General features: G+C 34.2%; 20 protein-coding genes. 19 read left to right on the forward strand and 1 reads right to left on the reverse strand.

Annotation, left to right across the window (positions count from 1 at the left end; all coding sequences use genetic code 11):
- Window positions 1-7 precede the first annotated feature (7 nt).
- From sov to C1X07_RS10375, 6 genes are all read left to right on the forward strand, one after another.
- On the forward strand, window positions 8-7120 hold the full coding sequence (gene sov, locus C1X07_RS10350; RefSeq protein ID WP_241507229.1) for a T9SS outer membrane translocon Sov/SprA: 7113 nt from the start codon (window positions 8-10) through the stop codon (window positions 7118-7120).
- 139 nt (window positions 7121-7259) lie between these two features.
- A complete protein-coding gene (gene gcvH / locus C1X07_RS10355) occupies window positions 7260-7640 on the forward strand; it encodes a glycine cleavage system protein GcvH (protein ID WP_103069936.1) in 381 nt (126 codons plus the stop codon).
- Window positions 7641-7692: 52 nt separating this feature from the next.
- Window positions 7693-8034 (forward strand): VanZ family protein, encoded by a 342-nt coding sequence (locus C1X07_RS10360; protein WP_164914138.1) that lies wholly within the window; start codon window positions 7693-7695, stop codon window positions 8032-8034.
- A 135-nt stretch (window positions 8035-8169) separates the two neighbouring features.
- Window positions 8170-8895 carry an energy transducer TonB gene (locus C1X07_RS10365; protein ID WP_103069938.1) on the forward strand — a complete coding sequence of 242 codons (726 nt, stop codon included), beginning with the start codon at window positions 8170-8172 and terminating at the stop codon, window positions 8893-8895.
- Between the two features lie 107 nt (window positions 8896-9002).
- A complete protein-coding gene (locus tag C1X07_RS10370; RefSeq protein ID WP_103069939.1) occupies window positions 9003-9926 on the forward strand; it encodes an energy transducer TonB in 924 nt (307 codons plus the stop codon).
- Window positions 9927-10033: 107 nt separating this feature from the next.
- Window positions 10034-10771 (forward strand): energy transducer TonB, encoded by a 738-nt coding sequence (locus C1X07_RS10375; RefSeq protein WP_164914139.1) that lies wholly within the window; start codon window positions 10034-10036, stop codon window positions 10769-10771.
- Window positions 10772-10870: 99 nt separating this feature from the next.
- Here C1X07_RS10375 and C1X07_RS10380 read toward each other — a convergent pair whose 3' ends face one another.
- Complete coding sequence (locus C1X07_RS10380) at window positions 10871-11740, reverse strand: MBL fold metallo-hydrolase (RefSeq protein ID WP_103069941.1); 870 nt, start codon at window positions 11738-11740, stop codon at window positions 10871-10873.
- Window positions 11741-11990: 250 nt separating this feature from the next.
- Between C1X07_RS10380 and cyoE the strand changes: the two genes are divergently transcribed.
- From cyoE to C1X07_RS10445, 13 genes are all read left to right on the forward strand, one after another.
- Window positions 11991-12893 (forward strand): heme o synthase, encoded by a 903-nt coding sequence (cyoE, locus tag C1X07_RS10385; protein WP_103070012.1) that lies wholly within the window; start codon window positions 11991-11993, stop codon window positions 12891-12893.
- The gene (locus C1X07_RS10390; RefSeq protein ID WP_103069942.1) at window positions 12884-13465 is read left to right on the forward strand and encodes a cytochrome c oxidase subunit 3; all 582 of its coding nucleotides are present in this window, start codon (window positions 12884-12886) and stop codon (window positions 13463-13465) included. The genes cyoE and C1X07_RS10390 overlap by 10 nt, the downstream gene beginning before the upstream one ends.
- A gap of 139 nt (window positions 13466-13604) precedes the next feature.
- Window positions 13605-14588, forward strand: a complete 984-nt coding sequence (locus tag C1X07_RS10395; RefSeq protein ID WP_103069943.1) for a cytochrome c oxidase subunit 3 — start codon at window positions 13605-13607, stop codon at window positions 14586-14588.
- Between the two features lie 26 nt (window positions 14589-14614).
- Window positions 14615-14974: a cytochrome C oxidase subunit IV family protein gene (locus C1X07_RS10400; RefSeq protein ID WP_103069944.1), complete on the forward strand. Its 360-nt coding sequence runs from the start codon at window positions 14615-14617 to the stop codon at window positions 14972-14974.
- Window positions 14975-15199: 225 nt separating this feature from the next.
- On the forward strand, window positions 15200-15853 hold the full coding sequence (locus tag C1X07_RS10405; protein ID WP_103069945.1) for a hypothetical protein: 654 nt from the start codon (window positions 15200-15202) through the stop codon (window positions 15851-15853).
- A gap of 1 nt (window position 15854) precedes the next feature.
- Window positions 15855-16589, forward strand: coding sequence for an SCO family protein (locus C1X07_RS10410; RefSeq protein WP_103069946.1), 735 nt, complete (start codon window positions 15855-15857; stop codon window positions 16587-16589).
- The gene (locus tag C1X07_RS10415; RefSeq protein WP_103069947.1) at window positions 16582-17127 is read left to right on the forward strand and encodes a DUF420 domain-containing protein; all 546 of its coding nucleotides are present in this window, start codon (window positions 16582-16584) and stop codon (window positions 17125-17127) included. The genes C1X07_RS10410 and C1X07_RS10415 overlap by 8 nt, the downstream gene beginning before the upstream one ends.
- Before the next feature lie 28 nt (window positions 17128-17155).
- Window positions 17156-17389: a hypothetical protein gene (locus C1X07_RS10420; protein WP_103070013.1), complete on the forward strand. Its 234-nt coding sequence runs from the start codon at window positions 17156-17158 to the stop codon at window positions 17387-17389.
- A gap of 217 nt (window positions 17390-17606) precedes the next feature.
- Complete coding sequence (locus tag C1X07_RS10425) at window positions 17607-18308, forward strand: ABC transporter ATP-binding protein (RefSeq protein WP_103069948.1); 702 nt, start codon at window positions 17607-17609, stop codon at window positions 18306-18308.
- Window positions 18301-19530: an ABC transporter permease gene (locus C1X07_RS10430; RefSeq protein ID WP_103069949.1), complete on the forward strand. Its 1230-nt coding sequence runs from the start codon at window positions 18301-18303 to the stop codon at window positions 19528-19530. The genes C1X07_RS10425 and C1X07_RS10430 overlap by 8 nt, the downstream gene beginning before the upstream one ends.
- Before the next feature lie 77 nt (window positions 19531-19607).
- A complete protein-coding gene (locus C1X07_RS10435; protein WP_103069950.1) occupies window positions 19608-20870 on the forward strand; it encodes an ABC transporter permease in 1263 nt (420 codons plus the stop codon).
- Window positions 20871-20907: 37 nt separating this feature from the next.
- The gene (locus C1X07_RS10440; RefSeq protein WP_103069951.1) at window positions 20908-22032 is read left to right on the forward strand and encodes an efflux RND transporter periplasmic adaptor subunit; all 1125 of its coding nucleotides are present in this window, start codon (window positions 20908-20910) and stop codon (window positions 22030-22032) included.
- 184 nt (window positions 22033-22216) lie between these two features.
- Complete coding sequence (locus tag C1X07_RS10445; protein WP_241507230.1) at window positions 22217-23731, forward strand: TolC family protein; 1515 nt, start codon at window positions 22217-22219, stop codon at window positions 23729-23731.
- Window positions 23732-23795 lie beyond the last annotated feature (64 nt).

Raw genomic sequence — 23795 nt, forward strand, 5'->3', positions numbered from 1 at the left:
GGTATGTTTGATAACACTTTATAATGGGGTGTTATATGGTCAGGATAACGAAACTGTTCGGGATTCTACCAGTACTACATTTAGTTTGGGAGAGCTCTCTTTGCCAGATCCCAATAGTATCATAACCAAATATGAATATGATCCAGTAACCAATCGATATATCTATCGAGAGATGCTTGGTGATTTTAATGTAAGATATCCGCTTTTCTTAACTCCTTCAGAATTTGAAGCGCTTGTAGAAGAAGAACAGCGAAGGAATTATTTTAAAGAAAAAATAGAAGCTTTTAGTGGGAAGAAGGATGGAAGTGAAGAAAAAAGGAAAAATTTACTTCCTATTTTTTATGTGAATTCTAACTTCTTTGAATCTGTTTTTGGAGGAAATGAAATAGAAATTATTCCTCAGGGATCCGTAGAAATGGATTTGGGATTACTATATACAAAACAAGATAATCCTGCCTTTTCACCACGTAACCGAAGTAATTTTACCTTTGATTTTGATCAAAGAATTAGTTTGAGTTTATTGGGTAAAATAGGAAAAAGACTACAGATAACGGCAAACTATGATACAGAGTCTACGTTTGATTTTCAGAATCAGCTAAAACTGGAATATACTCCTACAGAAGACGATATCATACAGAGTATCGAGGTAGGTAATGTAAGTATGCCGCTTAACAGTTCGTTAATCCAGGGGGCTCAAAGCCTTTTTGGAGTTAAAATGGGATTGCAGTTTGGGCGAACTACTATAACAGGAGTATACTCAGAACAACGTTCTGAAACAAGATCGGTAAATGTTGAAGGCGGGGGTACAGTCGAGGATTTTGAGCTATTTGCACTAGATTATGATGAAAACCGGCACTTCTTTTTATCTCATTATTTTAGAGATACCTACAATAGTTCTTTAAGAAGTTATCCTTTTATTAATAATAATGTACAGATCACAAGAATCGAGGTGTGGATAACCAATAGAGCTACAAGTGCACAGACACTTACCAATGCTCGTAATATTGTTGCGCTTCAGGATATAGGAGAAGCACCCGATGCAGGTAATGGTAATACAGATATTCCTTCTTCTTTATTTAATACGGGAGCAGGAGCTTTTCCTGATAATAGTAATAATGATTTGGATCCATCTGCCATTGGTCCGGCAGGTCCGATTACCGATGCAGTACGACAGATTGCTACTGTACAACAAGGGTTTATAGGTCCTATATCCGGATTTAATGAGGGATTTGATTATGCCATTTTAGAAAACGCAAAAAAATTAAATACGAGCGAATATACCTTAAACACTCAGCTAGGGTACATCTCATTAAATCAAAGATTAAATAATGATGAGGTTCTGGCAGTAGCATATCAGTATACTGTAGGAGGGCAGGTATTTCAGGTTGGTGAATTTGCAAATGATGGTGTCGATGCAACGGTTGGTGATAATACAGGAAATACAGATACAAATGTAGGGGCTAGTCAGAGTTTGGTAGTTAAAATGCTTAAAAGTCCAATTGTTAATGTAACAAGACCTATTTGGGACTTGATGATGAAAAACATCTACAACACAGGGGCATTTAGATTAGAACAAAATGATTTTAGATTAAATATCCTATACTCAAATCCTTCTCCTGTTAATTATATTACAGCTGCACCAGGTTCATCTCTGGCATTACCAGATGATGTAGAACAGACGACTTTACTGAAAGTTTTTAATCTAGATCGACTTAATCCTAATGGAGACCCTGTTCAGGGAGGAGATGGTTTTTTTGATTATGTACCAGGTGTTACTATAGACTCACAAAACGGGCGTATTATATTTACGACCATAGAACCATTTGGAGAACATCTTTTTGATAAACTAGACAATGGTCCTGCCGGAGCAACATACACCGATCCTAATTCTTATAATGCAAACCAATCGCAGTATGTTTTTAGAGATCTGTATACGCAAACAAAAGTTGTGGCAGAACAGCGATCAGCTAATAAAAACTATTTTCAGTTAAAAGGACGATATAAATCGTCTGGTCAGGATGGGATTCCTTTAGGGGCATTTAATGTGCCACAAGGATCAGTTACCGTCACTGCTGGAGGAAGAGTGCTACAAGAAGGTGTAGATTATACTGTGAATTATCAACTGGGAAGAGTAAATATCCTGGATGAAGCTTTGCTTTCTTCTAATACACCGATCCAGGTGTCTACAGAGAATAATGCTGTTTTTGGTCAGCAAACAAAGCGTTTTACAGGTTTAAATATTGAACATAAATTTAATGACGATTTTATAATAGGAGGAACCTATTTGAATCTAAATGAAAGACCAATTACTCAAAAATCTAATTATGATTTTGAGCCGATTAATAATACAATATTAGGATTTAATCTGGCATATTCTACAGAAGTTCCTTTCTTAACCAGAATGGTTAATAAACTACCTAATATAGATACCGATGTTCCATCAAATGTTTCGGTGAGAGCAGAAGCTGCATATCTTATCGCAGGAGCCCCTAAAGGAGCAGATTTTGATGGTAAAGTAACAACATATATAGATGATTTTGAAGGAGCACAAACCAGGATTGATGTAGGTTCACCGCTTTCTTGGGAGCTTTCTAGTGTGCCTGTTGGATTTGGTGATCCCGGTAATCCTGCCAGTGATGCTATCTTAGATGGAATAGCTTCTGGATTTCAAAGAGCAAAGTTATCATGGTATTCTATTGATCCTATTTTTTATAGTAATGGAAGACCTAGCGGAATAACTGATCAGGATTTGGCATCTAATGCGACAAGAAGAGTGTTTATAGATGAAATTTTTCCTGAGACAGATATCGTGCAAGGTCAAACATTGGCTCTGTTTACATTTGATTTGAATTATGATCCAACCGTAAGGGGACCATATAATTATAACCCAGCTTATGCGCCGGGAAATACATTGCCGCAACCAGACCCTAGAAATAACTTTGCGGGAGTAACCAGACAGCTAACCTCTACTAATTTTGAACAATCCAATGTAGAATTTATAGAGTTTTGGTTAATGGATCCCTTTGCATATGATGATGTAGACAACCCTGGGGGTACTATTGTATTTAATCTAGGTAATATTAGTGAAGATGTACTCAAGGATGGTAGAAAGCAATATGAAAATGGATTGCCTGCAAATGGGCAAAATCAGAATGTCGTAGATACCGAGTACGGAAGAGTTCCTGTGAATCAGTCACTAATATATGCGTTTGATTCTGAAGGTCAGGCAAGGGTCGAGCAAGATGCAGGATTTGATGGATTGACAGATGCAGACGAAAAGCAAAAAGCAGAATATGGAGCTTTTCAGTCTTTAGATGATCCATCTGGAGATAATTATACTTATTTCCTTCAGGCAAGTGGTAGCCTGTTAGAACGTTATGATAAATATAATGGTACAGAAGGAAACTCACCAACTACTGTGTCTAATGATGATAGAGGGAATACTACTTTTCCTACTGCAGAAGATGTGAATAGGGATAATACCATGAATACTATTAATAGTTATTTTGAGTATGAAATTCCCATTTTTAGAGGAATGGATGTAGGTAACGATGGAGGAACGGGATATATATCAGATATTCGTGATTTTCCTATCCAGGTATCAGGACAGGAGCTAAATACCCGTTGGGTACGATTTAAAATACCTGTTTATGAGCCGGACAGAGCTATAAATATTAGTGATTTTAGATCTATACGATTTATGAGAATGTATCTTACTGATTTTGCAGAGCCTGTCTTATTGAGATTTGGTAATATGGATTTGGTACGTGGAGATTATAGAAGGTATATTGTTGAAGGTAATCAAACAAATGATCCAACTAGTGGTCTAAATGTTTTTGGAGATAGTGAAGCAATAGTAACTTCGGTTAGTGAAGAAGAAACACCTAACTATACTACACCACCAGGAGTTGTTAGAGAACAATTAAATAATAACAATAATATTATAAGAGAAGATGAGCGTTCTCTTGCAATAACCGTAAATGATCTTAAATCCGGAGACTCACGTGGGGTGTACAAGAATTTTAATGTCGACATGCGTCAATATGAAAATCTTGAGATGTTTTTGCATGCCGAGTCAGTTCCTAATCAACCCGCAATTTCTGATGGCAATTTGATAGCCTTTATTAGAATGGGGAATGATTTTACTAATAATTTCTATCAGATAGAGTTGCCGCTAGAGGTATCAGATCTTGGTGATAGAAGTCAAAATGGAGTATGGCCCGTAAATAATCGCTTGAGTCTTCCTTTAGAGTTTCTTCAGGAAGTAAAATCTAATGTTCTAGGAGATGACGGACTTAGTATAAATGATCTTAATTTTTTTGCAGGACCTAATAATCTTAATGTCGGAATTAAAGGTAATCCTAATTTTGGTGATATTAGAGTAATGATGGTAGGTGTCAAAAATGAAAGTGGAAGTGATCAGTCGGGAACAGTTTGGTATAATGAAATGCGCCTTAGTGATCTTAAAAACAGAGGAGGATGGGCTACTGTAGGTAATTTGGATGCTAACATTGCAGATTTTGCTAATATAAGTGCTTCGGGAAGAATGAGTACAATAGGGTTTGGAGGCATAGAACAAGGACCAAATGAACGAAGTAGAGAAGACGTACAGCAATATGATCTAACAACCAATCTTAATTTGGGACAGCTTTTGCCAAAAAAATGGGGAGTACAGATTCCGTTTAATTATAGTAGAGGAGAAGAGCTGATTACACCACAATTTGATCCAGAGTTTCAGGATATAGAGCTTCAGGATCGATTAGATAAGATTACAGATCCACAAGAAAAAGAACGTGTAGAGAGACAATCAACAGATTATACAAAAAGACAAAGTTTTAATGTTATTGGACTACGTAAAGAAAGAACAGGTGAGAGTAAACCTATGCCCTATGATGTAGAGAATTTTGCGTTTTCTGCAACTTATAATCAAACAGATCATCGTGATTTTGAAATTGAAAAATCTTTAGATCAAAATGTGAGATTAGGAGGAACGTATGACTTCAGTTTTCAGCCTAAAGAAATTGAGCCCTTTAAAAAGATTAAGTTTTTAGGAAGAAGTAAGTACTTTGACTTGATAAAGGATTTTAATGTAAATCTACTTCCTACAAGTATTTCTGTAAATTCTAATATTAACAGACAATACAATGAGCAAATATTTAGAGATATTACCTTAGGACCAGATGATATTAAATTACCTACTTTGTATCAACGTAATTTTCTTTATGACTGGCAATATGGTATAAACCATAATTTAACCAAGTCTTTAAATTTTAGTTTCACATCGGCGAACAATCGTATTGTTAAGAATTTTATTGATGAAAATAATGAAGTTGATAATTCGATAGATGTATGGAGTGGGTTTTTTGATATAGGAGACCCAAATACGCATAGTCAACAACTTCAGGTTAACTATGAAGTTCCCTTTAAGAAAATACCTGCGCTTAAATTTATACGAGCTACATATTCTTATAATGCAGATTTTCAATGGGTAAAGGGGAGTGAGGCCCTTAAGACTTTAGACGATATTCCTGATTTAGGTAATACAGTGCAAAATGCCAATGTGCATACCTTAAATGGGTCGTTAGATATGAATACACTGTATAAGTATGTGGGATTAACCAAAATAAAAGCTGGTCGAAAAAAAGCAAATAAGAAAGATGCAAGAGGATCAAAAGATGGTAAGGAGTTGTCAGCAGCACCTAATAAGGACACTAAGAAAAAGGTAAAAAGAGGTAGGAGTAAGTTGAGCGCGGGTGATAAAGCATATAACACTCTAATAGGTTTGGTTACTGCAGTAAAAAAAGTAAATGTAAATTATCAACAGGATAATGGTATTTTCCTTCCTGGGTATGTTAGAGAACCTGGTTTTGTTGGTACGCTAAAACCAACTGTAGGTTTTACTTTTGGTAGCCAATCTGAAATAAGAGATATTGCAGCGCGTAACGGATGGCTTACGTTGTATCAAGACTTTAATCAACAATATCAAGAGGTCGAAGGCAGGCAGATTAATGTACAGGCATCTCTTGGGTTGTTAAAAGGTTTGAAAATTGACCTTAGTGCCAATAGAAATTATTCAGAAACATTTACAGAGAACTATAGGGTAGATAGTGACTTAGAGTATAGATCACTTACTCCTAATGTTTTTGGTAATTTTACGGTTTCTACACTATTGATCAAAACGGCATTTCAAAAGAGTGATGAATTTAATTCTACAGCCTTTGATGACTTTAGAGAAAACAGACAGATTGTAGCAGATCGTTTGGCGACTGAGTTTTATGGTAGTCCTAATTTTCCGAGAAGCGCAGAACAAGAGCCTAATGGATATAGTTATCCGATCGGATTCGGAAAAACAAATCAAGCAGTATTATTACCAGCATTTTTATCTGCGTATCAGGGGAAAAGTGCAGAAAATGTTCAGAAAGGAGCTTTTAGAGATATTCCATTACCTAATTGGGATGTGAAATATACTGGGTTAATGAATTTAAAATGGTTTAAAAAACGATTTAAAAGATTTTCTGTAGCTCATGGATATCGAGCCAATTATACGATTAATCAGTTTCAAACAAATCTAGAATATCAAAACCGTAATGATGTCGATCAGGCAGGTAATTTTAGAAACCCAACATTGTATTCTAATATTAATCTAACAGAGCAATTTAGTCCCTTGGCGAGATTCGATATGGAGATGAAGAACTCTGTTAAAATCTTGTTAGAATGGAAAAAAGATAGAGCGCTATCATTAAGCTTTGATAATAATTTACTTACCGAAATACAAGGTAACGAATATATCATAGGTATAGGGTACAGGCTTAAGGATATTACTTTTGCAACTAAGATTTCGGGAAGGAAAAAGGTGTTAAAAAGTGATCTTAATCTACGTGCCGATGTATCTCTGCGTCAAAACGAAACTCTGATTAGATATCTTGATCTGGATAATACGCAGGTAACTGCCGGGCAAGATATATACGGAATAAAATTTACAGCAGATTATTCGTTAAGTAAGAACCTGACAGCCTTATTCTTTTATGACCACACTTTTTCAGAATATTCTATTTCTACTGCCTTTCCTCAAACCACGATTAGAGGCGGATTTACATTGAGATATAATTTTGGAAATTAAGTTTTTTGTAATTATTTCTTTGGTGAGATTTCTGATAATTGTTTTTTGATAAATTTTTATCTGGTTTTCCAAAAATTTAATAAAATAGATTTATTTTCGTCGTCATATATAATAAAGAAACTTATAAATATTTTTTCGAATGAATATTCCTGCAGAATTAAAATATACAAAAGATCACGAATGGATCAAGATTGAAGGTGATGTTGCAACTATTGGGATTACCGATTTTGCACAAAGTGAATTAGGTGATATTGTCTATGTAGAAGTAGAAACAGTTGGAGAAGAACTTGATCAAGAAGAGGTTTTTGGAACTGTAGAAGCAGTAAAAACCGTATCTGATTTGTTCTTGCCGTTAACTGGCGAGATCATTGAGTTTAATGAAGCGTTAGAGAGTGAGCCTGAAGTAGTGAATAGTGATCCTTATGGAGAAGGGTGGATGGTAAAAGTAAAAATATCAGATGCTTCTCAAGTAGATGATCTATTGTCTGCAGATGGGTATAAAGAGCTTGTTGGGGCATAAACCCTTGTTGATTCTATCAGTTTTGCTAACGATCCTGCTAACATGGGGGTCATTGGCGAGATTTGTATACCCTGTAAAGATTCAAGTAGAAGGAAGTGATAAATATGCTCATTTTATAGCGTATTTTACAGTAACTGTAGCCTGGACATTGTATTTATTTTTTTCTGAAAAACTAAATAAAGGCTTAAGGCAGAGTTTGATCATTTCTTCGGTAGCATCTGTTTTGTATGGTATTTTGATGGAAGTATTGCAGTCATTGCTAACTACTTATCGTAGTTCTGACTGGTATGATGTAGTTGCAAACACATGTGGTACAATTTTTGCAGTTTTTATTTTTGTTGTGCTTAAAAGGCAAGTAATAAGAATTAAGCAAAACAATCAGAAAATCAGGTAGATAAAAGGTTTTATTTGCCGAATGATGTGCAAGATAAAAGTTAAAAAACTAATTTTTTGTTTTACATTTTTATCTTTAGTTGGAAATTACAAAAGAAATTAGCTATTTTAGCAATCCTATTAACTATTTAGAAATATGGAACCAAAGAAAAATCCAAAAGCAGATTTAACTAAAAGAAGTACCTTATTCCTTCAACTAGGACTTATTTTAGTTCTTTTTATAACATGGCAAGGAATTGAGTGGAAGACTTATGATAGAAGTAATATTGATATTGGTCAGGTTAACCTTGATGAATTAGAAGAAGAAGATGTGCCGATTACTCAAAACCTGAATACTCCACCACCTCCGCCACCTCCGCCACCTGCTCCAGAAATTATTGATGTAGTAGAAGATGAAGAAGAGGTAGAAGAAACTATTATAGAATCTACAGAAACCAATCAGGAAGAAGAGATTGTTGAAGTAGAAGAGGTAATAGATGTTGATGAAGAAGAAGAAATTGCTGATGTACCTTTTGCGGTTATTGAAAATGTTCCAGTTTTTCCAGGTTGTGAAAATGCAGGAAATAATGCTGCAAAAAAGAAATGTATGAGTGATAAGGTTAAGAAATTTGTTAACCGTAAGTTTAATACAGAATTGGGTAGCGAGCTAGGACTTTCTGGTGTTAATAGAATCTACGTGAGATTTAAAATTGACAGAAATGGTAATATTGTTGGTGTTCAAGCAAGAGGACCACACCCAAGATTAGAGAAAGAAGCGGGTAGAGTAATTAAGTTATTGCCTAAAATGACTCCAGGAAAACAAAGAGGAAAAGCAGTAGGTGTACTGTATTCTTTACCAATAGTTTTCCAGGTACAGGATTAAAGAAAAAACACAAAAATATTTTAAAAACTCCCATTGTTGTTAATGGGAGTTTTTTTATTAGAAAAATGTAATTCAGGTTAGTGTAAATAGATTAGGATATCTTATTAATGAGAAAAAGTACTTTTAGAAGATTGTTGGTTTTGGTTTTTCTGGGTCTAATATATAACTCAGATGTTTTTGGAAATACTAAAATAGACACTGCGATATTTCAAAATTTAGAGGCTGAAGTAGAGAAAACACAAGATGCAATTCCGTTTAATGATGTTGAATTCCCTCCTTTTTTTGCCAAATGTAGGAGGATAACCGAGGATTGTGAAAAAAGAAATTGTGTTGATTCTTTTGTGTTGAATGCGTTAAGAAATGGTCTTACACAAGTTTTTGATGGTGATATGAGCTATTTTTCTAAAGCAAAAAAATCTGAGATAAGCTTTGAAATTGGTAAAGATGGTGTGGTTGATACTGTAAAGGTTAAAGGTGAAGATGAGCTTCTAAAGAGGCATATAAAAGATGTTATTCTTGGGTTTCCTAGGCTAAACCCAGGTATGGATAATGGTAATCTAGTTAGGGTTTTGTACGAACTTAAGGTTGTGATCGAAAATAGAAAAATAGAAGGAGAGATTGAGAAGTATAGCTTTGAAGTTAACCTGGATTTTGAAACAAAAGATAGTAAAGGAAAACCAATTAAAATTGTAGAGAATTTTCCTGTTTTTCCTGGTTGCAATGAAAATAGCAAGCCGGCAAAGCAAAAAAAATGCTTAAGTGAAAAGGTTAAAAAGTTTATCAATAAAAATTTTAATGTAAAGGTGGTTGAAGAAGTGGGGATGTCTGGTTTTAATAGGATATTTGTTCGGTTTAAAATAAGTAAGTGTGGTAACGTAATTGATGTTCAAGCTAGAGGTCCACACCCGGATTTAGAGAAAGAGGCGGTTAGAGTAGTCAAGGCATTGCCAAAAACAAAGCCCGCAGAAAGAAATGGAGAAACTGTTGGGGTTTTGTATTCGTTGCCTATTAATTTTGTAGCTCGTAAATAACAGGGTAAGAAAAAAAATATCAGAATCCCGCTACAGTTATGTAGACGGGATTCTTTTTTGGTATGCTTGTTGATTCAGATTTAATTGTAACGTTAAAACTAAATTTTATGAGTAACAAGCACGATGCGAATGTACGAAAAAGTACATTGGTAAACTTTCAGATTGGACTTATTGTAAGTCTATTATTTACCTATTTAATGTTTGAAGTGTATACTGCAATACCAGTAGTGCAACTTCCTACTGCTGTAACTGTAGAAGAACCTCCGGTCGAATGGGATGAGAATTACAAGATTTATAAAGAATCCAAGCCTAAGCAAGCGGTAGTAAAACGATCTAAACCTGTAGTCGATCCTCAAAAATTTGAAGTGATAAAGGATGATGAAGTAGTTGAATCGATGAAAGAGGAGTTTAAGAATGATTTAAACGAATCTGATCCTATTACATCTGATGATATACTTGATGTGCCTATTGATGAGCCAGAAGAAAAGTTTCCTTTTGTCAAAGTAGAGTTTGTTCCTATTTTTCCTGGATGTGAGATGCTGGAAACTAATGATGAGCGGGCTTCTTGTTTTTCTGATAAAATAAAAAGGATTGTTTCTAGAAAATTTAATACTGGTCTTGGTGATCAGTTAGGATTAAAAGGTTTACAGCGTATTTATGTGCAATTTGATGTGTACAAAGATGGAACAATTCAGAATGTAAAGGCTAGGGCGCCACATCCATCACTAGAACGTGAGGCGAAAAGGGTAGTAGCAAAATTTCCTAAAATGACTCCAGGTAAACAAAGAGATAGAGCGGTAACGGTAAAGTATCAGTTGCCTATCGTTTTTAAAATACAAGAGTAAATAGGATAAAAACGCTTTTTTTGTTTTAAAAAAACACAAAGTATTCCCTGTGTATTATTTGCACAGGGATAACTGTTTTTATAAATGTTAGGATTGCTCTTATTGGGTAAGGCTGCTGTATATTGTTTTTCGTATGCGTTCAGAGTTGATAAAGCCGTCACCATACCCTTTGGTGTCATATGTAGCAGTTAGAGTGGTGTTTTTTATGATATTACCTTCAGATTTGCCGGCATCAATTTCTTTTTGGATAGCAGCTGTGATTTCTTTTAACATTCTTGAAAATGTTTCGAGATCCTTTTTAGTTGCTAATTTTCCGTGTCCTGGAATAATTTTGGTGTCATCATTTGCAATTAGTAGAGCTTTTTCAGAAGCTTTTATGTATCCTTTAATGCTTCCTCCTGATTTTAGATCTATATAAGGGTATCGTCCATTAAAAAAAGTGTCTCCCATGTGTAATACATTTCCATTTACAAAATAAATAATTGCATCTCCGTCTGTGTGCGCATTATGAACATGAAATGCTTTTACGTTTTCGTTATTAAAATATAATTGCAATCCCTCATTAAATGTAATTACAGGTAAAGAAACAGGGTTTATTGCTCCTTTTTCTTTTTGATTTTTTTTCATTCTTGATCTTACATTTTTTTGTGCAAAAATGGTTGCCCCTTTGTTAGCCATATTCTCATTGCCACCAGTATGATCTCCATGATAATGTGTGTTGATGACCATGCTAACTGGTTGATCGCTTATGGTTTTTAGTTTTGAGAGAATTTGATTAGACAATCTAGCAAATTGATCATCAATAATAAATAGACCTTTTTCATTTTTAAAAACACCAATATTACCACCTTGTCCGGTTAGCATATAGATATTTTCTGATAATGGGTCTATTGAGATTTTGACTTCCTTGTTTTGGGCACTTACGATAAATGAGAAGAGTAATGCTCCGAGGATTAATAGTTTTTTCATAATATAGAGTGTTGTGTTCTTTTTTACTATGTTTTGTCGGTAGTAATGGTCAAAAATTACTTAGGCTATTGAGGTGATTATCAAAATGTTCTGCAAGAAGGCTTTTTGCTAATATCCTCTAAATTATTTTGAATGACAATAAACTAGTTGTTAAAAGGTGAATTATAAGTAGTTATAAGTTGCCTAAAATGCATTTAAGGTATATCTTTGCACGACTTTTAAAAAAAGCGATTTAGAAAAGGTGCAAGATTTGAGCGTAACCCAGGTTAATACAGTAAAAGTTTCTGTTATTCAGGATTTTAAAGAAATTACAAAAATGCGTTTGGCATTAAGTGTTGTTTTTTCTTCTGTTGCAGGCTATTTGTTAGGTGTTGAAACGGTTTCTTTGAGTACTCTATTGCTTCTAGCGATTGGAGGCTATTTTATGGTAGGGGCTTCAAATGCTTTTAACCAGATTATAGAAAGAGATTTGGATAAACTGATGGATCGTACAAAGAACAGACCAGTTCCTGCCGGAAGAATGTCTGTGAATACTGCCTTTGCAATAGCGACTCTTTTTACGATTGCTGGGATATCTGTGCTCTATAGTATTAATCCTAAAACAGCAATGTTTGGAGCAATTTCAATATTTATTTATGTAAGTGTTTATACACCTCTAAAAACCAAGACACCATTGTCTGTTTTTGTTGGTGCAATTCCCGGAGCAATTCCTTTTATGTTGGGATGGGTAGCGGCAACAAATGATTTTGGAATAGAACCAGGAACATTGTTTATGGTTCAGTTTTTTTGGCAATTCCCACATTTTTGGGCGATAGGATGGTTCTTGTTCGAGGATTATAAGAAAGGAGGCTTCTTTATGTTACCTACTGGGAAAAGAGACCAAGGAACCGCTGTTCAGGTTATTATTTATACGACTTGGACAATAGTGACCTCTTTAATACCAGTCTTTGGAGTTACAGGAAAACTTTATCTTACTCCTGTATCGGGAGTAATAATTTTAATACTAGGGATCTTTTTGTTAAGATCTGCAATTCGCTTATACAAAATTAGAGATGCCAAAACGGCAAAGCAATTAATGCTGGTGAGCGTTTTGTATATTACACTGTTACAGATTGTTTATGTAGCAGATAAATTTATAAGAACATGGATTTAACGCAAGGGACAACACAAGAAAAAGTAAATAGATCCAAAAAAACCATGATGTGGTTTGCAATGATCAGTATGGCAATGGTATTTGCAGGGCTTACTAGTGCATATGTTGTTAGTAAAAGTAGAAAGGATTGGGTTACCGATCTTGTTTTTCCGAATGCATTTGTATATAGCATATTGGTTATTATAGCCAGTAGTATTACGTTTCACTTTGTGAAAAAAGCAATTGAGGATAATAATAGAAAGGTGGCAACATTATTACTATTGTCTACGCTTGCTTTGGGTAGTATATTTATATATCTGCAATTTGAAGGCTTTAGTGATATGATTACACAAGGATATCATTTTACAGGGCCAACATCAAATATTGTTACTACATTTATGTTTATTATTGTAGTAACACATCTGGCACATATCGCTGGAGGTGTGATTGTGCTTTTAGTCGTAATTTATAATCATTTTAAACAAAAATATAAAACAGGTCAAACTCTTGGTTTAGAATTAGGTGCTATGTACTGGCATTTTGTTGATTTTCTGTGGGTTTATCTCTTTTTGTTTTTGTATTTCGTAAAATGATCAGTGATCATTGATTTAGTGCCGCAAAAAAGATTGTTTTGTAGAATAGCATCTGTGACAATTAAAAAATAGATTTGAGCAGATGAAATGATAAAATTGATTATTTTTGTGGGAAATTTAACAATACCAAATTCTTTATATGGAAACAACTGTTACTAAAACAGGTACTGAAGATAAAATCTGGGGAGGGGGCAACCAACCTCTCAAGGTAAGTTATGGTAAGATGATGATGTGGTTTTTTATCCTTTCGGATGCACTTACATTCTCAGGTTTTCTTGCCGCATACGGTTTTTCGAGATTTAAATTTATTGATTCATGGCCGATTGCCGATGAAGTGTTTAATCACTTCCCGTTTTTGCATGGAGTAGATGCTCCAATGTATTATGTGGCCTTGATGACATTTATATTGATATTCTCTTCTGTGACGATGGTACTAGCGGTTGATGCTGGACATCATATGAAGCAGAAAAAAGTGATCTTTTATATGTTCCTGACGATTATTGGAGGGGCAATATTCGTAGGGTCTCAAGCATGGGAGTGGAAAAACTTTATTAAAGGAGAATATGGTGCAGTAGAGACCAAAGGAGGTCAAATATTGCAATTTGTAGATGCAGAAGGGCACCGAGTAGCCCTAAAGGATGTAGCTCTAGCAGATTCTCATAAAGATAGAACGCGCCATGAGCGAAAAAATGGAATATGGTTTCAAAAAGAAGGCACGCTTCCTACTTATACAATAGAAGAGATACGAGCTGGGTTTGCTAAAAAGACAGATCTTTTGATAAGAACTCAGACCCTTACTGATAAAGGAGAAAAAACCATCCTGTCTAGAACAGAATCCTTAAGAAGGATACAGGCAGATGCAATTGGTACAGTAGAAGGAGCAAACCTAACTCATAATGAGTATGGTACTCCCTTATTTGCTAACTTTTTCTTTTTTATTACTGGTTTTCACGGATTTCATGTATTTTCTGGAGTAATAATTAATATTATCATCTTTATCAATGTAATTCTTGGTACATATGAAAGAAGAAAAAATTATGAGATGGTAGAAAAGGTTGGTTTATACTGGCACTTTGTAGATTTGGTATGGGTATTTGTATTTACATTCTTTTACCTGGTTTAATAAAAATAAAGTAGTATTATATTAGTATGGCACACGATACAGCACATCACGAATCGAATACAGCAAGAATATGGAAAGTATTTATTCTATTATCTGTTGTTACAATAGTAGAAGTAATATTAGGAATTATAAAACCTGCGTTTTTAGTTGAAACTACATTAATTAGTATGAAGTTGCTAAACTGGATATTTATTATTCTTACTATCTATAAAGCATATTATATTACATGGGCATTTATGCACATGGAAGGCGAAACCAAAGGCTTGAGAAGGTCAGTTGTTTGGACAGCTATTTTCTTAATCTGTTACTTGATATTCATCCTTCTTACAGAGGGAGATTATGTATATGAGGTTTTTAAAGCAGGTTATAAAGCTTGGGACTTTTAAGCCTTTAATTTTATAAGTTAAAAGCATTGTAAAAAGACGGTTTATTAAACCGTCTTTTTTATTTTTGCACAATTGTTATAAACTTGTTTTAGAATAATATAGTACTAGCTTAATCATACTTTATGTCTAGAGAAAATACCGGATGTTGGACGTTTTTTTGTGATTAGAGAAGTGTTGTTTTTAAGTCCTAATTAGTGTTAGAATGGAAATAAAGTTATTTACTAAATGAAAAAGTTTCTTGTCTTAGGTATTTTATTTGTTTTACCCCTTGTTGCGTATTTGTTTTTTGCTTCAGGAGTACACAATTTTGCAAAACTTCCAGTTCTTAATGAGACGATTGGAAATCTTAAAAACTTCGAATCACTTGCAAAAAATGAAGTTAGTTTTTCTAATAAAATTACGGTATTAGGTTTTTTAGGACGTAATATTCATAACAAACAAGGAAATGCTTTTAACTTAAATCAAAAGATCTATAAAAAAAATCATGGCTTTCAGGATTTTCAATTTGTAATGGTATTACCTTACGGTAGTGAAGACGCAGCAAAAGATCTCTTGGACGAACTTGATAATATAACAGATGTTTCAGAATGGAATTTTGTTTTTGGTACACCCGAGAGTATAAAGAGTTTGTTTGATAGTCTTGAAACCCCTCACCAATTAGATGATAATTTGGCAACCTCTTATGTTTATATTATTGATAAAAATAGTGGTTTGAGAGGTAGAGATGGTAGCCTAGAAGAAGGTGAGCCAGAAGTGTATGGGTATGACGCAAGTTCTGTGGCAGATTTATCAAATGTTATGGATGATGATGTAAAGGTTGTTCTTGCAGAATATCGTCTGGCATTAAAAAAATATAAGGCGAATCGTAAAGAAAAATAAAATGAAAAAATATTCGTACGTTGGGATATCGTTTGTTGTTTTAATCTTTGGGATACTGTTTATTCCAAAAATTGTGAATAGAATCAAAAGCACTTCAGTGGTAAAGAATGATAGAATGAGTGCTAATAATCCAATAGCTAATGAAAAACTTAGTTATATAAAGATCAATGGAGCACCAAAAAAAGTCCCAGAATTCGCTTTTTTGAATCAAGACAGCATACTAATCACTAATCATGATTATAAGGGGAAAGTTTATGTGGTAGACTTCTTTTTTACTAGCTGCCCAACTATATGTCCTAAGATGAGCAGAAATTTGGTCTACCTGCAAAATAAACTTGCCGATTACGAGAATTTTGGAATTGCTTCTTTTACTATAAATCCAAGAAATGATACACCTAGGAAGCTTAAAAAATACGCCGAGAATTATAATGTTACAGATCCCGATTGGCATTTTTTGACTGGTGATAGAGAAGATATCTACGAACTTGCTAATACAGGATTTAATATTTATGCGGCAGAGAATCCAGATGTGCTTGGTGGTTTTGAGCATAATGGTTATTTTGCTTTAATTGATCAAGAAGGATATATTAGGTCTAGATATGATGCTTCTGGTAATCCAATCATATACTATAGAGGAACGATTGGAGTGGAAGAAAAAATGGATGAAAACGGTGAAGAAGAACAAATAACCGTATTGTTAAAAGATATAAAGAAATTATTAGATAAAGATGAGTAGTAGTCCTTCGGTAGTAGAGAAAAAATACAATAAGTGGATCGTAATATTGTCTATTTTTATACCACTTGCAGTAGCGGCACTATTCGGGATTAATTTGCGACGACTGGGGTTCGATGTGCAACCACTCACTTTTTTACCGCCAATATATGCAAGTATTAATGGTGTAACTGCGGTGATTTTATTAGCTGCTTTATGGGCTGTAAAGAATAAAAAAATAGCATTGCATGAAAAATTTATGAAAGCAGCTATCGTATGTTCTGTGCTGTTTTTACTTATGTATATTGCATATCATATGACAAGTGATTCTACCAAGTTTGGAGGAGAAGGAGTGATACAATATGTGTATTATTTTATTTTGATTACTCATATAGTGCTTTCTATTGTAGTGATTCCTTTTGTGCTTATTACCTATGTAAAGGCGTTGGCGAAGCGATTTGATAAACATAAAAAAATTGCAAGAATTACATTTCCAATATGGCTTTATGTTGCTATTACTGGTGTGGTTGTATATCTTATGATTGCTCCTTATTATGCTTAAAAAAAATATCTAACAGGTTACAATGGTTATGAAAACTAAAATAGTCTGCATATTTATATTGTTGTTAATATTTACAGTTTCGGCAGAAGCTCAATGTGCAATGTGTCGAGCTGTATTAGAAAGCGAAGAAGGACAAGAAGCTGCAAAAGGTATTAATAATGGAATTGTTTATTTAATGATAATACCTTATGTGTTAATAGGAGTGGTTGGGTATTTTATTTATCGAAACAAAAGAAAATCAGGAGCTTCTAAGGAACTTTAATGTAAGACTCTTATTTTTTTTAACATTTTCCTAACAAGAAAAGATGTAACAAAAACCTTGTGTATTTAGTCTTATGTTACAAGACTGCACTAACCAATCAATTAAGTCTTCAAAAAAAAGGGTAATTGGATTTGACCCGGAAAGATGAGTTTTATTAGTCAGTCTAGGTTTTTTTAAGGCATAATGTTGTGTCTTAGGTATCTTAATCTAGAGTAGTATGATTGAAATAAAAGACTTGCATAAATCTTACCAAATGGGAAGCAATTCGCTTCATGTACTTAAAGGAATAGATTTTAGTGTAAAAGAAGGAGAGTTAGTAGCTATTATGGGGTCTTCGGGTTCTGGAAAATCTACATTGCTCAATATTTTGGGGATGTTGGATGAAGCTGATGGTGGAAGTTACTTCCTGGATAATGTTCCTATTAAAGGGTTGAATGAAACAAAAGCGGCGCAGTATCGTAACAAGTTTTTAGGATTTGTTTTTCAGTCTTTTAATTTGATTAATTATAAAACTGCTTTAGAAAATGTAGCACTACCATTGTACTACCAACGCAAAAAACGCAAGGAAAGAATTAGTACAGCTATGGATTACCTGGGTAAAGTTGGTTTAGCAGAGTGGGCAACACACCTGCCGAGTGAGCTTTCTGGAGGGCAAAAACAACGTGTAGCTATTGCTCGAGCGTTGGCTGCCGATCCCAAAGTCTTACTAGCAGATGAGCCTACAGGAGCTTTAGATAGTAAAACTTCTTATGAAGTTATGGATATTATTCAAAGTATTAATGATGAGGGTAAAACAATATTGGTGGTAACTCATGAGCCAGATATTGCCGATATGTGTAAGCGTATAGTGCACCTTAAAGATGGTGTTATCGTAGAAGATAAACAAGTAGAACAAGTAAGAGCATCTCAATATGTTTGATAGAGATAGATGGAGCGAAATATTTGAAGCTATAGGAAAAAATAAGCTTCGTACATTTCTTTCGGGGTTTACAGTAGCTCTGGGAATTCTGATTTTTACGATTTTATTGGGGATGGGTAATGGTCTTCTTAATAGTTTTCTAAGCAGTTTTGTAGATGATGCTCAAAATATCATTTTTATTCATAGCGGAACCACTTCTAAAGCTTACAAAGGTTTTCAGGAAAATAGAGAAATACAGTTTAAAAATGAAGATTTTGAGTTTATCAAAGAGCATTATCGAGGAAAAGTAGAATACGCTTCGCCTAGAGTGTATGGTGGTGGGATTGCAAAATATAAAAAAGAATCAGGAAGTTACAACATTAGAGCAATTCATCCAGATCATCAATATCTAGAGAAAACCATAATGATGAACGGGAGGTTTATTAATGAAATGGATATAGAAAACCGAAGTAAAAATATCGTTATCGGAAGATTGGTAGAAAAGGATCTGTTTAAAAAAGAAAAAGCACTAGGTAAAATACTCGAGATAGATGGAATAGCTTATAAGATTGTAGGGGTTTTTCAGGATAGTGGCGGAGATAATGAAGAAAGGCTGATAAATATGGCATATACCACTCGTCAATTGCTGTATGGTAATAATGATTACTTAGATCAGATTAACATATCTTATAATATGGCGATGAGTACAGAACAAGCGATTGCATTTGCCAGTCAGATCGAAAAGGATTTTAAAGAAAAATTTAAAGTAGCGCCAGATGATCAAAGCGCAATTAGGGTACGAAGCTTTGCAGAAGATATTAAAGAAACAATGGTTATCCTTGGCGGCATTTATGTAATCATATTTGTTATTGGGATAGGAACCCTTATTTCGGGAGTAATTGGGATAGGTAATATTATGACCTTTAGCATTAAAGAGCGAACCAAAGAATTGGGAATACGAAAAGCATTAGGAGCTTCTCCAAAATCAATTATTGCCATGGTACTTCAGGAGTCAGTGCTTATTACATCTGTGGCAGGGTATCTCGGGTTAATAACAGGGATTTTTGTACTTAAGTTGATCGGTAATAGTCTAAAAGAATTTTTTATCCTTAATCCAAGGGTGGATACCGGTATTATAATGGGAGCAACATTGATTCTTATTTTTTTCGGGCTTCTGGCTGGGTATATTCCGGCAAGAAGAGCAGCAAGAATAAAGCCTATAATTGCATTGCGTGATGAATAAATATTAAATAAACTGAAGTGCTTTTGGTAAAGATTGAAGGATTGAGTTAGGCGATTATAAAACTAAATCTAAACAAGATGAAATTTATATTTGAAAGAGATACTTGGCAAGAAATTTATGGAGCTATTCGTAAGAATAAGATAAGAACCGTGATTACTGTTATAGGTGTCACATGGGGTGTGTTTTTGTTTGTATTTCTTTTAGGTATGGCTAAAGGTTTAGATAATAGCTTTAGGAGTCAATTTAATGATTTTGCGACCAATACAATGTTTTTGTGGGGGCAACAAACCAGTATACCAAATGAAGGTTTTAAAAGAGGAAGAAGAATGCAACTTACCTTGGATGATGTTGAAGCGCTTGAATCCCAGATCGGGGATATTGAATATATCGCTCCGCGAAATGTGACAGGGCAATGGGGAACTCCTCCGGGTCAGTTTGTAAGAGGTTCTAAATCTGGAGCCTTCAAAGTTTTTGGAGATTATCCTACAATAGATAAAGTATCAAAGAAAAAGATTTTTGATGGAGGCAGATTTATTAACGAGGAAGACATAAAATATGAACGCAAAGTCTGTGTGATAGGGGAAGATATTTATAAACAATTCTATGATAAAGATGAAGAAGCAGTTGGAGGATATGTTAGAATAAACGGGATATATTTTAAGGTGATAGGGGTATATAAGCCTACACAATCTGGATTTGAAGGAGATGATTCAATTTTTTTACCGTTCACAACATTTCAGACTATATTCAATCAAGGAAAAAATATTTCTTGGATGGTTATTACTGCCAAAGCAGATAAGAATATAATAAATACCGAAGCCACCATAAAAACAACTCTTAAAAGAATGCATAATGTACATCCAGATGACACACAGGCTTTTGGTAGTTTTAACCTAGGTGAAGAAATTGCAAAAGTAAATGGGTTTTTATCAGGAATGAGGTTGATCACTTATATCGTTGGGATAGCAACACTTATAGCTGGCGTGATTGCAATAGGTAATGTGCTTTTGATTACAGTCAAAGAACGAACTAGAGAAATTGGAGTGCGTAGAGCTTTGGGGGCTACACCTGCCGAAGTAAGAGGGCAAATAATGTTAGAGTCTATTTTGCTAACTTTTGTAGCAGGATTACTAGGATTTGTATTTGGCACCTTATTGCTTTGGGGGATTAATACCGCTATTGGCAATAATGATAATATACCAATATTAAACCCTACAGTAGATTTCTTTGCGGTAGTAGGTGCGTTATTTGCTATTGTATTACTAGGAACCTTGATAGGGCTTATCCCAGCACAAAAAGCAGTAAGTATAAGACCAATAGAAGCATTGAGGGAAGAATAAAATAATAATTAGAATAATCAAATCAATCAGAATTCAGATGAAAAAGTTTTTTAAAATCCTACTGGTAGTAGTGTTTGTAATTGCACTCGGTTTTTCAGGAAAATATTTAATAGATTCTAATAGTAAATCACCTATTGTGTATACTACAGAAAAGGCGTTTAGAACCTCTATTGAAGAAAAAACTGTAGCAACAGGAAAAGTAGTTCCAGAAGATGAAGTGGCGATTAAACCACAGATTTCAGGAATTATAGAAAAAATATATGTCGAGGAAGGAGCGGCAATCAAAACTGGCGATCTAATAGCTAAAGTAAAGGTTGTGCCAAATGAACAGTCTTTGAATAGTGCCAGAGGACTTGTTAAAAATGCAAGAATCGTTCTTGATAATTCTAAAGTAGAATATGATAGAAATAAAGCCCTTTTTGATAAAGGAGTAATCTCAAGTCAGGATTTTAATAATATAAGTTTGCAGTACAATCAAGCAAAACAAAGTCTTACAAATGCTCAAAGCGACCTTCAGATCATACGTGTAGGTTCTGCCGGAGGATCTTCCTTGGCTAATACTAATATACGAGCAACAGTGTCAGGTACTATACTCGAGATTCCCGTTAAAGAAGGAGATCAGGTTATTGAAAGTAATAACTTTAATGATGGAACCACTATTGCTACAATCGCAGATTTAAATAAAATGATTTTTGAAGGAAAAGTAGATGAAGCAGAAGTGAATAAATTAAAGATTGAGATGCCTCTAAAAATAAGTCTTGGAGCAATACGTGACAAAGAGTTTGATGCAAAATTAAAATTTATTGCGCCAAAAGGAGATGAAGAGCAAGGAGCTGTTCAGTTTAAAATAGAAGGAGAAGTTTTTCTTGACAAGTCATTTTTTATAAGAGCAGGATATAGTGCAAATGCATCTATTGTATTGGATACTAAAAATGATATTTTGGCTATAAAAGAAGCTCTTTTGCAATTTGATAAAGAAACAGAAAAACCCTATGTAGAAGTGAAGACAGGAGAGCAAGAATTCGAAAGAAAAGATGTCGAAATTGGTATTTCAGATGGTATCAACGTTGAGATACTATCAGGGATTACAAAAGAAGATGATATTAAAGTTTGGAGTAAAACCGAGCCAATCAAGAAAGAAGGAGAAGAAAGTCAGAATTAAAATAGAGGAGCAAAAGATATTTTTATAGTAGTTAGATAATAAAGTTTTTTAAATCTGTAACAACATCAGTCAAAAACGTACAAATACATAGTATAGAATATATAGTAATATTTTATAAGGTATCAGAATAAAAATGATTGTAAGTGTTTCCATCTGAATGCTGAAAAATAATAAATTTAAACAGATGAAATTATTAATACATAATGTAAGCAAGTTCTCTTCGCAATGGAGTACTTCTAATTTTAAACTTATGAGAATTAAAACTTTAATTTTATGGATTGCATTTTTTGGAGTTTTAGGAACTCAGGCGCAAGAAAAAAAATGGACATTACGAGAATGTGTAGAATATGCCTTAGAAAATAATATTTCAATAAAACAATCTGCATTAGATATTGAGGCTACAGAAATTGATAGACTCGATGCGATAGGGAATTTTCTTCCTAGTCTAAATGCTTCTGCTTCAAATTTTTGGAATTCAGGTTTGGTAACCGATCCTATTACAAATACCAATAGTACCAAAACGTTTAGAAGTTCGAATTATGGGGTTACTGTGGGAGTTACGTTATTTAGCGGTTTGAGAAATGTAAAAACATTTCAAAAAGCAAGGCTTACTAGGCTGCTAAGCCAATATAATTTGGGGAAATCCAAAGATGATATTGCATTATTTGTTTCCAATAGTTACTTACAGGTGTTATTGAATAAAGAATCATTAAAAGTTATTGAAAAACAGCATGAGATTACTCTAGAGCAGTATCAACGCACAAAAGACTTGGTAGATGCAGGTGTTCTTCCTCAAGGGGATCTTTTGGAGATAGAGGCTACTTCTGCAGACGAGTTAACCAGAATCGTTCAGGCTGAGAATGCAGTGCAAATAGCATTAATCGGGTTGGCTCAGACATTATTGATTAAAAATTATGAAGAATTTGATATCGCCGAACAAGAATATTTGGTTCCAGGGTCAGATATGTTAAATAAGCCTATCGATCAAGTAATAGCTAAGGCTAGAGAGGCGAGATATGAAGTGCAAATAGCTGAGCAAAATATGCTTATTGCCGAAAAAGACCTTGAGATTGCCAGAGGAGCATACTACCCAACCTTAAATGGTTCTTTTAGTTATAGTACTAGAGAATCAGGAGCCAAACCTTTTGCGCAGGTGCTCGATCAAAATAATCCAGTATTAACGCAAACTATTGGTACCGTAGAAGGGACAGGGCAAAATGTAATTAATCAATCTCCTAATTTTCTTCTTATAGAACAGAATCCCGATTCTTTTTTCAATCAATTATCTACCAACGATGGTATAAGTTATGGAGTGCAGTTGAATGTTCCTATATTCAATGGGTTTTCTTCAAGAAATAATGTAAAGCGAAATAAGGTGAATGTAAAACGTACTGCCTTTCGATTAGAACAAGCGCAATTGGATCTGGATAGTAATGTCTATCAGGCTTATCTGGATGCTAAAGGTGCTGCAGAAGCATATGAAGCAGCACAAGTTTCAGTAAAAGCCCAAGAAAGAGCATATGAGTATGCAAAGGACAGGTATGATGTGGGACTAACCAACGCATTCGATTTTAGTCAATCAAAATTTAGACTAGAAAATGCACAGAGTCAGGAAGTACAAAATAAATTTGATTATATATTTAAATTAAAAGTATTAGAACTTTATTTTGGAGTAAAGATTGCAGATATAAAGTTGTAAGGTAATAACCCCTTGCTTATAATTTCAATCTGGAAAAGCTATGTTTTTCAAATAATAGAATTAA

This window comes from Aquimarina sediminis (genome assembly GCF_002895435.1).
Classification (GTDB): domain Bacteria; phylum Bacteroidota; class Bacteroidia; order Flavobacteriales; family Flavobacteriaceae; genus Aquimarina; species Aquimarina sediminis.

Coding starts and splice junctions, on each gene's coding strand:
- gcvH (WP_103069936.1), top strand. CDS start 7,260: ATGAATATTCCTGCAGAATTAAAATATACAAAAGATCACGAATGGATC.
- C1X07_RS10365 (WP_103069938.1), top strand. CDS start 8,170: ATGGAACCAAAGAAAAATCCAAAAGCAGATTTAACTAAAAGAAGTACC.
- C1X07_RS10370 (WP_103069939.1), top strand. CDS start 9,003: ATGAGAAAAAGTACTTTTAGAAGATTGTTGGTTTTGGTTTTTCTGGGT.
- C1X07_RS10375 (WP_164914139.1), top strand. CDS start 10,034: ATGAGTAACAAGCACGATGCGAATGTACGAAAAAGTACATTGGTAAAC.
- C1X07_RS10380 (WP_103069941.1), bottom strand. CDS start 11,740: ATGAAAAAACTATTAATCCTCGGAGCATTACTCTTCTCATTTATCGTA.
- C1X07_RS10390 (WP_103069942.1), top strand. CDS start 12,884: ATGGATTTAACGCAAGGGACAACACAAGAAAAAGTAAATAGATCCAAA.
- C1X07_RS10395 (WP_103069943.1), top strand. CDS start 13,605: ATGGAAACAACTGTTACTAAAACAGGTACTGAAGATAAAATCTGGGGA.
- C1X07_RS10400 (WP_103069944.1), top strand. CDS start 14,615: ATGGCACACGATACAGCACATCACGAATCGAATACAGCAAGAATATGG.
- C1X07_RS10405 (WP_103069945.1), top strand. CDS start 15,200: ATGAAAAAGTTTCTTGTCTTAGGTATTTTATTTGTTTTACCCCTTGTT.
- C1X07_RS10410 (WP_103069946.1), top strand. CDS start 15,855: ATGAAAAAATATTCGTACGTTGGGATATCGTTTGTTGTTTTAATCTTT.
- C1X07_RS10415 (WP_103069947.1), top strand. CDS start 16,582: ATGAGTAGTAGTCCTTCGGTAGTAGAGAAAAAATACAATAAGTGGATC.
- C1X07_RS10420 (WP_103070013.1), top strand. CDS start 17,156: ATGAAAACTAAAATAGTCTGCATATTTATATTGTTGTTAATATTTACA.
- C1X07_RS10425 (WP_103069948.1), top strand. CDS start 17,607: ATGATTGAAATAAAAGACTTGCATAAATCTTACCAAATGGGAAGCAAT.
- C1X07_RS10430 (WP_103069949.1), top strand. CDS start 18,301: ATGTTTGATAGAGATAGATGGAGCGAAATATTTGAAGCTATAGGAAAA.
- C1X07_RS10435 (WP_103069950.1), top strand. CDS start 19,608: ATGAAATTTATATTTGAAAGAGATACTTGGCAAGAAATTTATGGAGCT.
- C1X07_RS10440 (WP_103069951.1), top strand. CDS start 20,908: ATGAAAAAGTTTTTTAAAATCCTACTGGTAGTAGTGTTTGTAATTGCA.
- C1X07_RS10445 (WP_241507230.1), top strand. CDS start 22,217: ATGAAATTATTAATACATAATGTAAGCAAGTTCTCTTCGCAATGGAGT.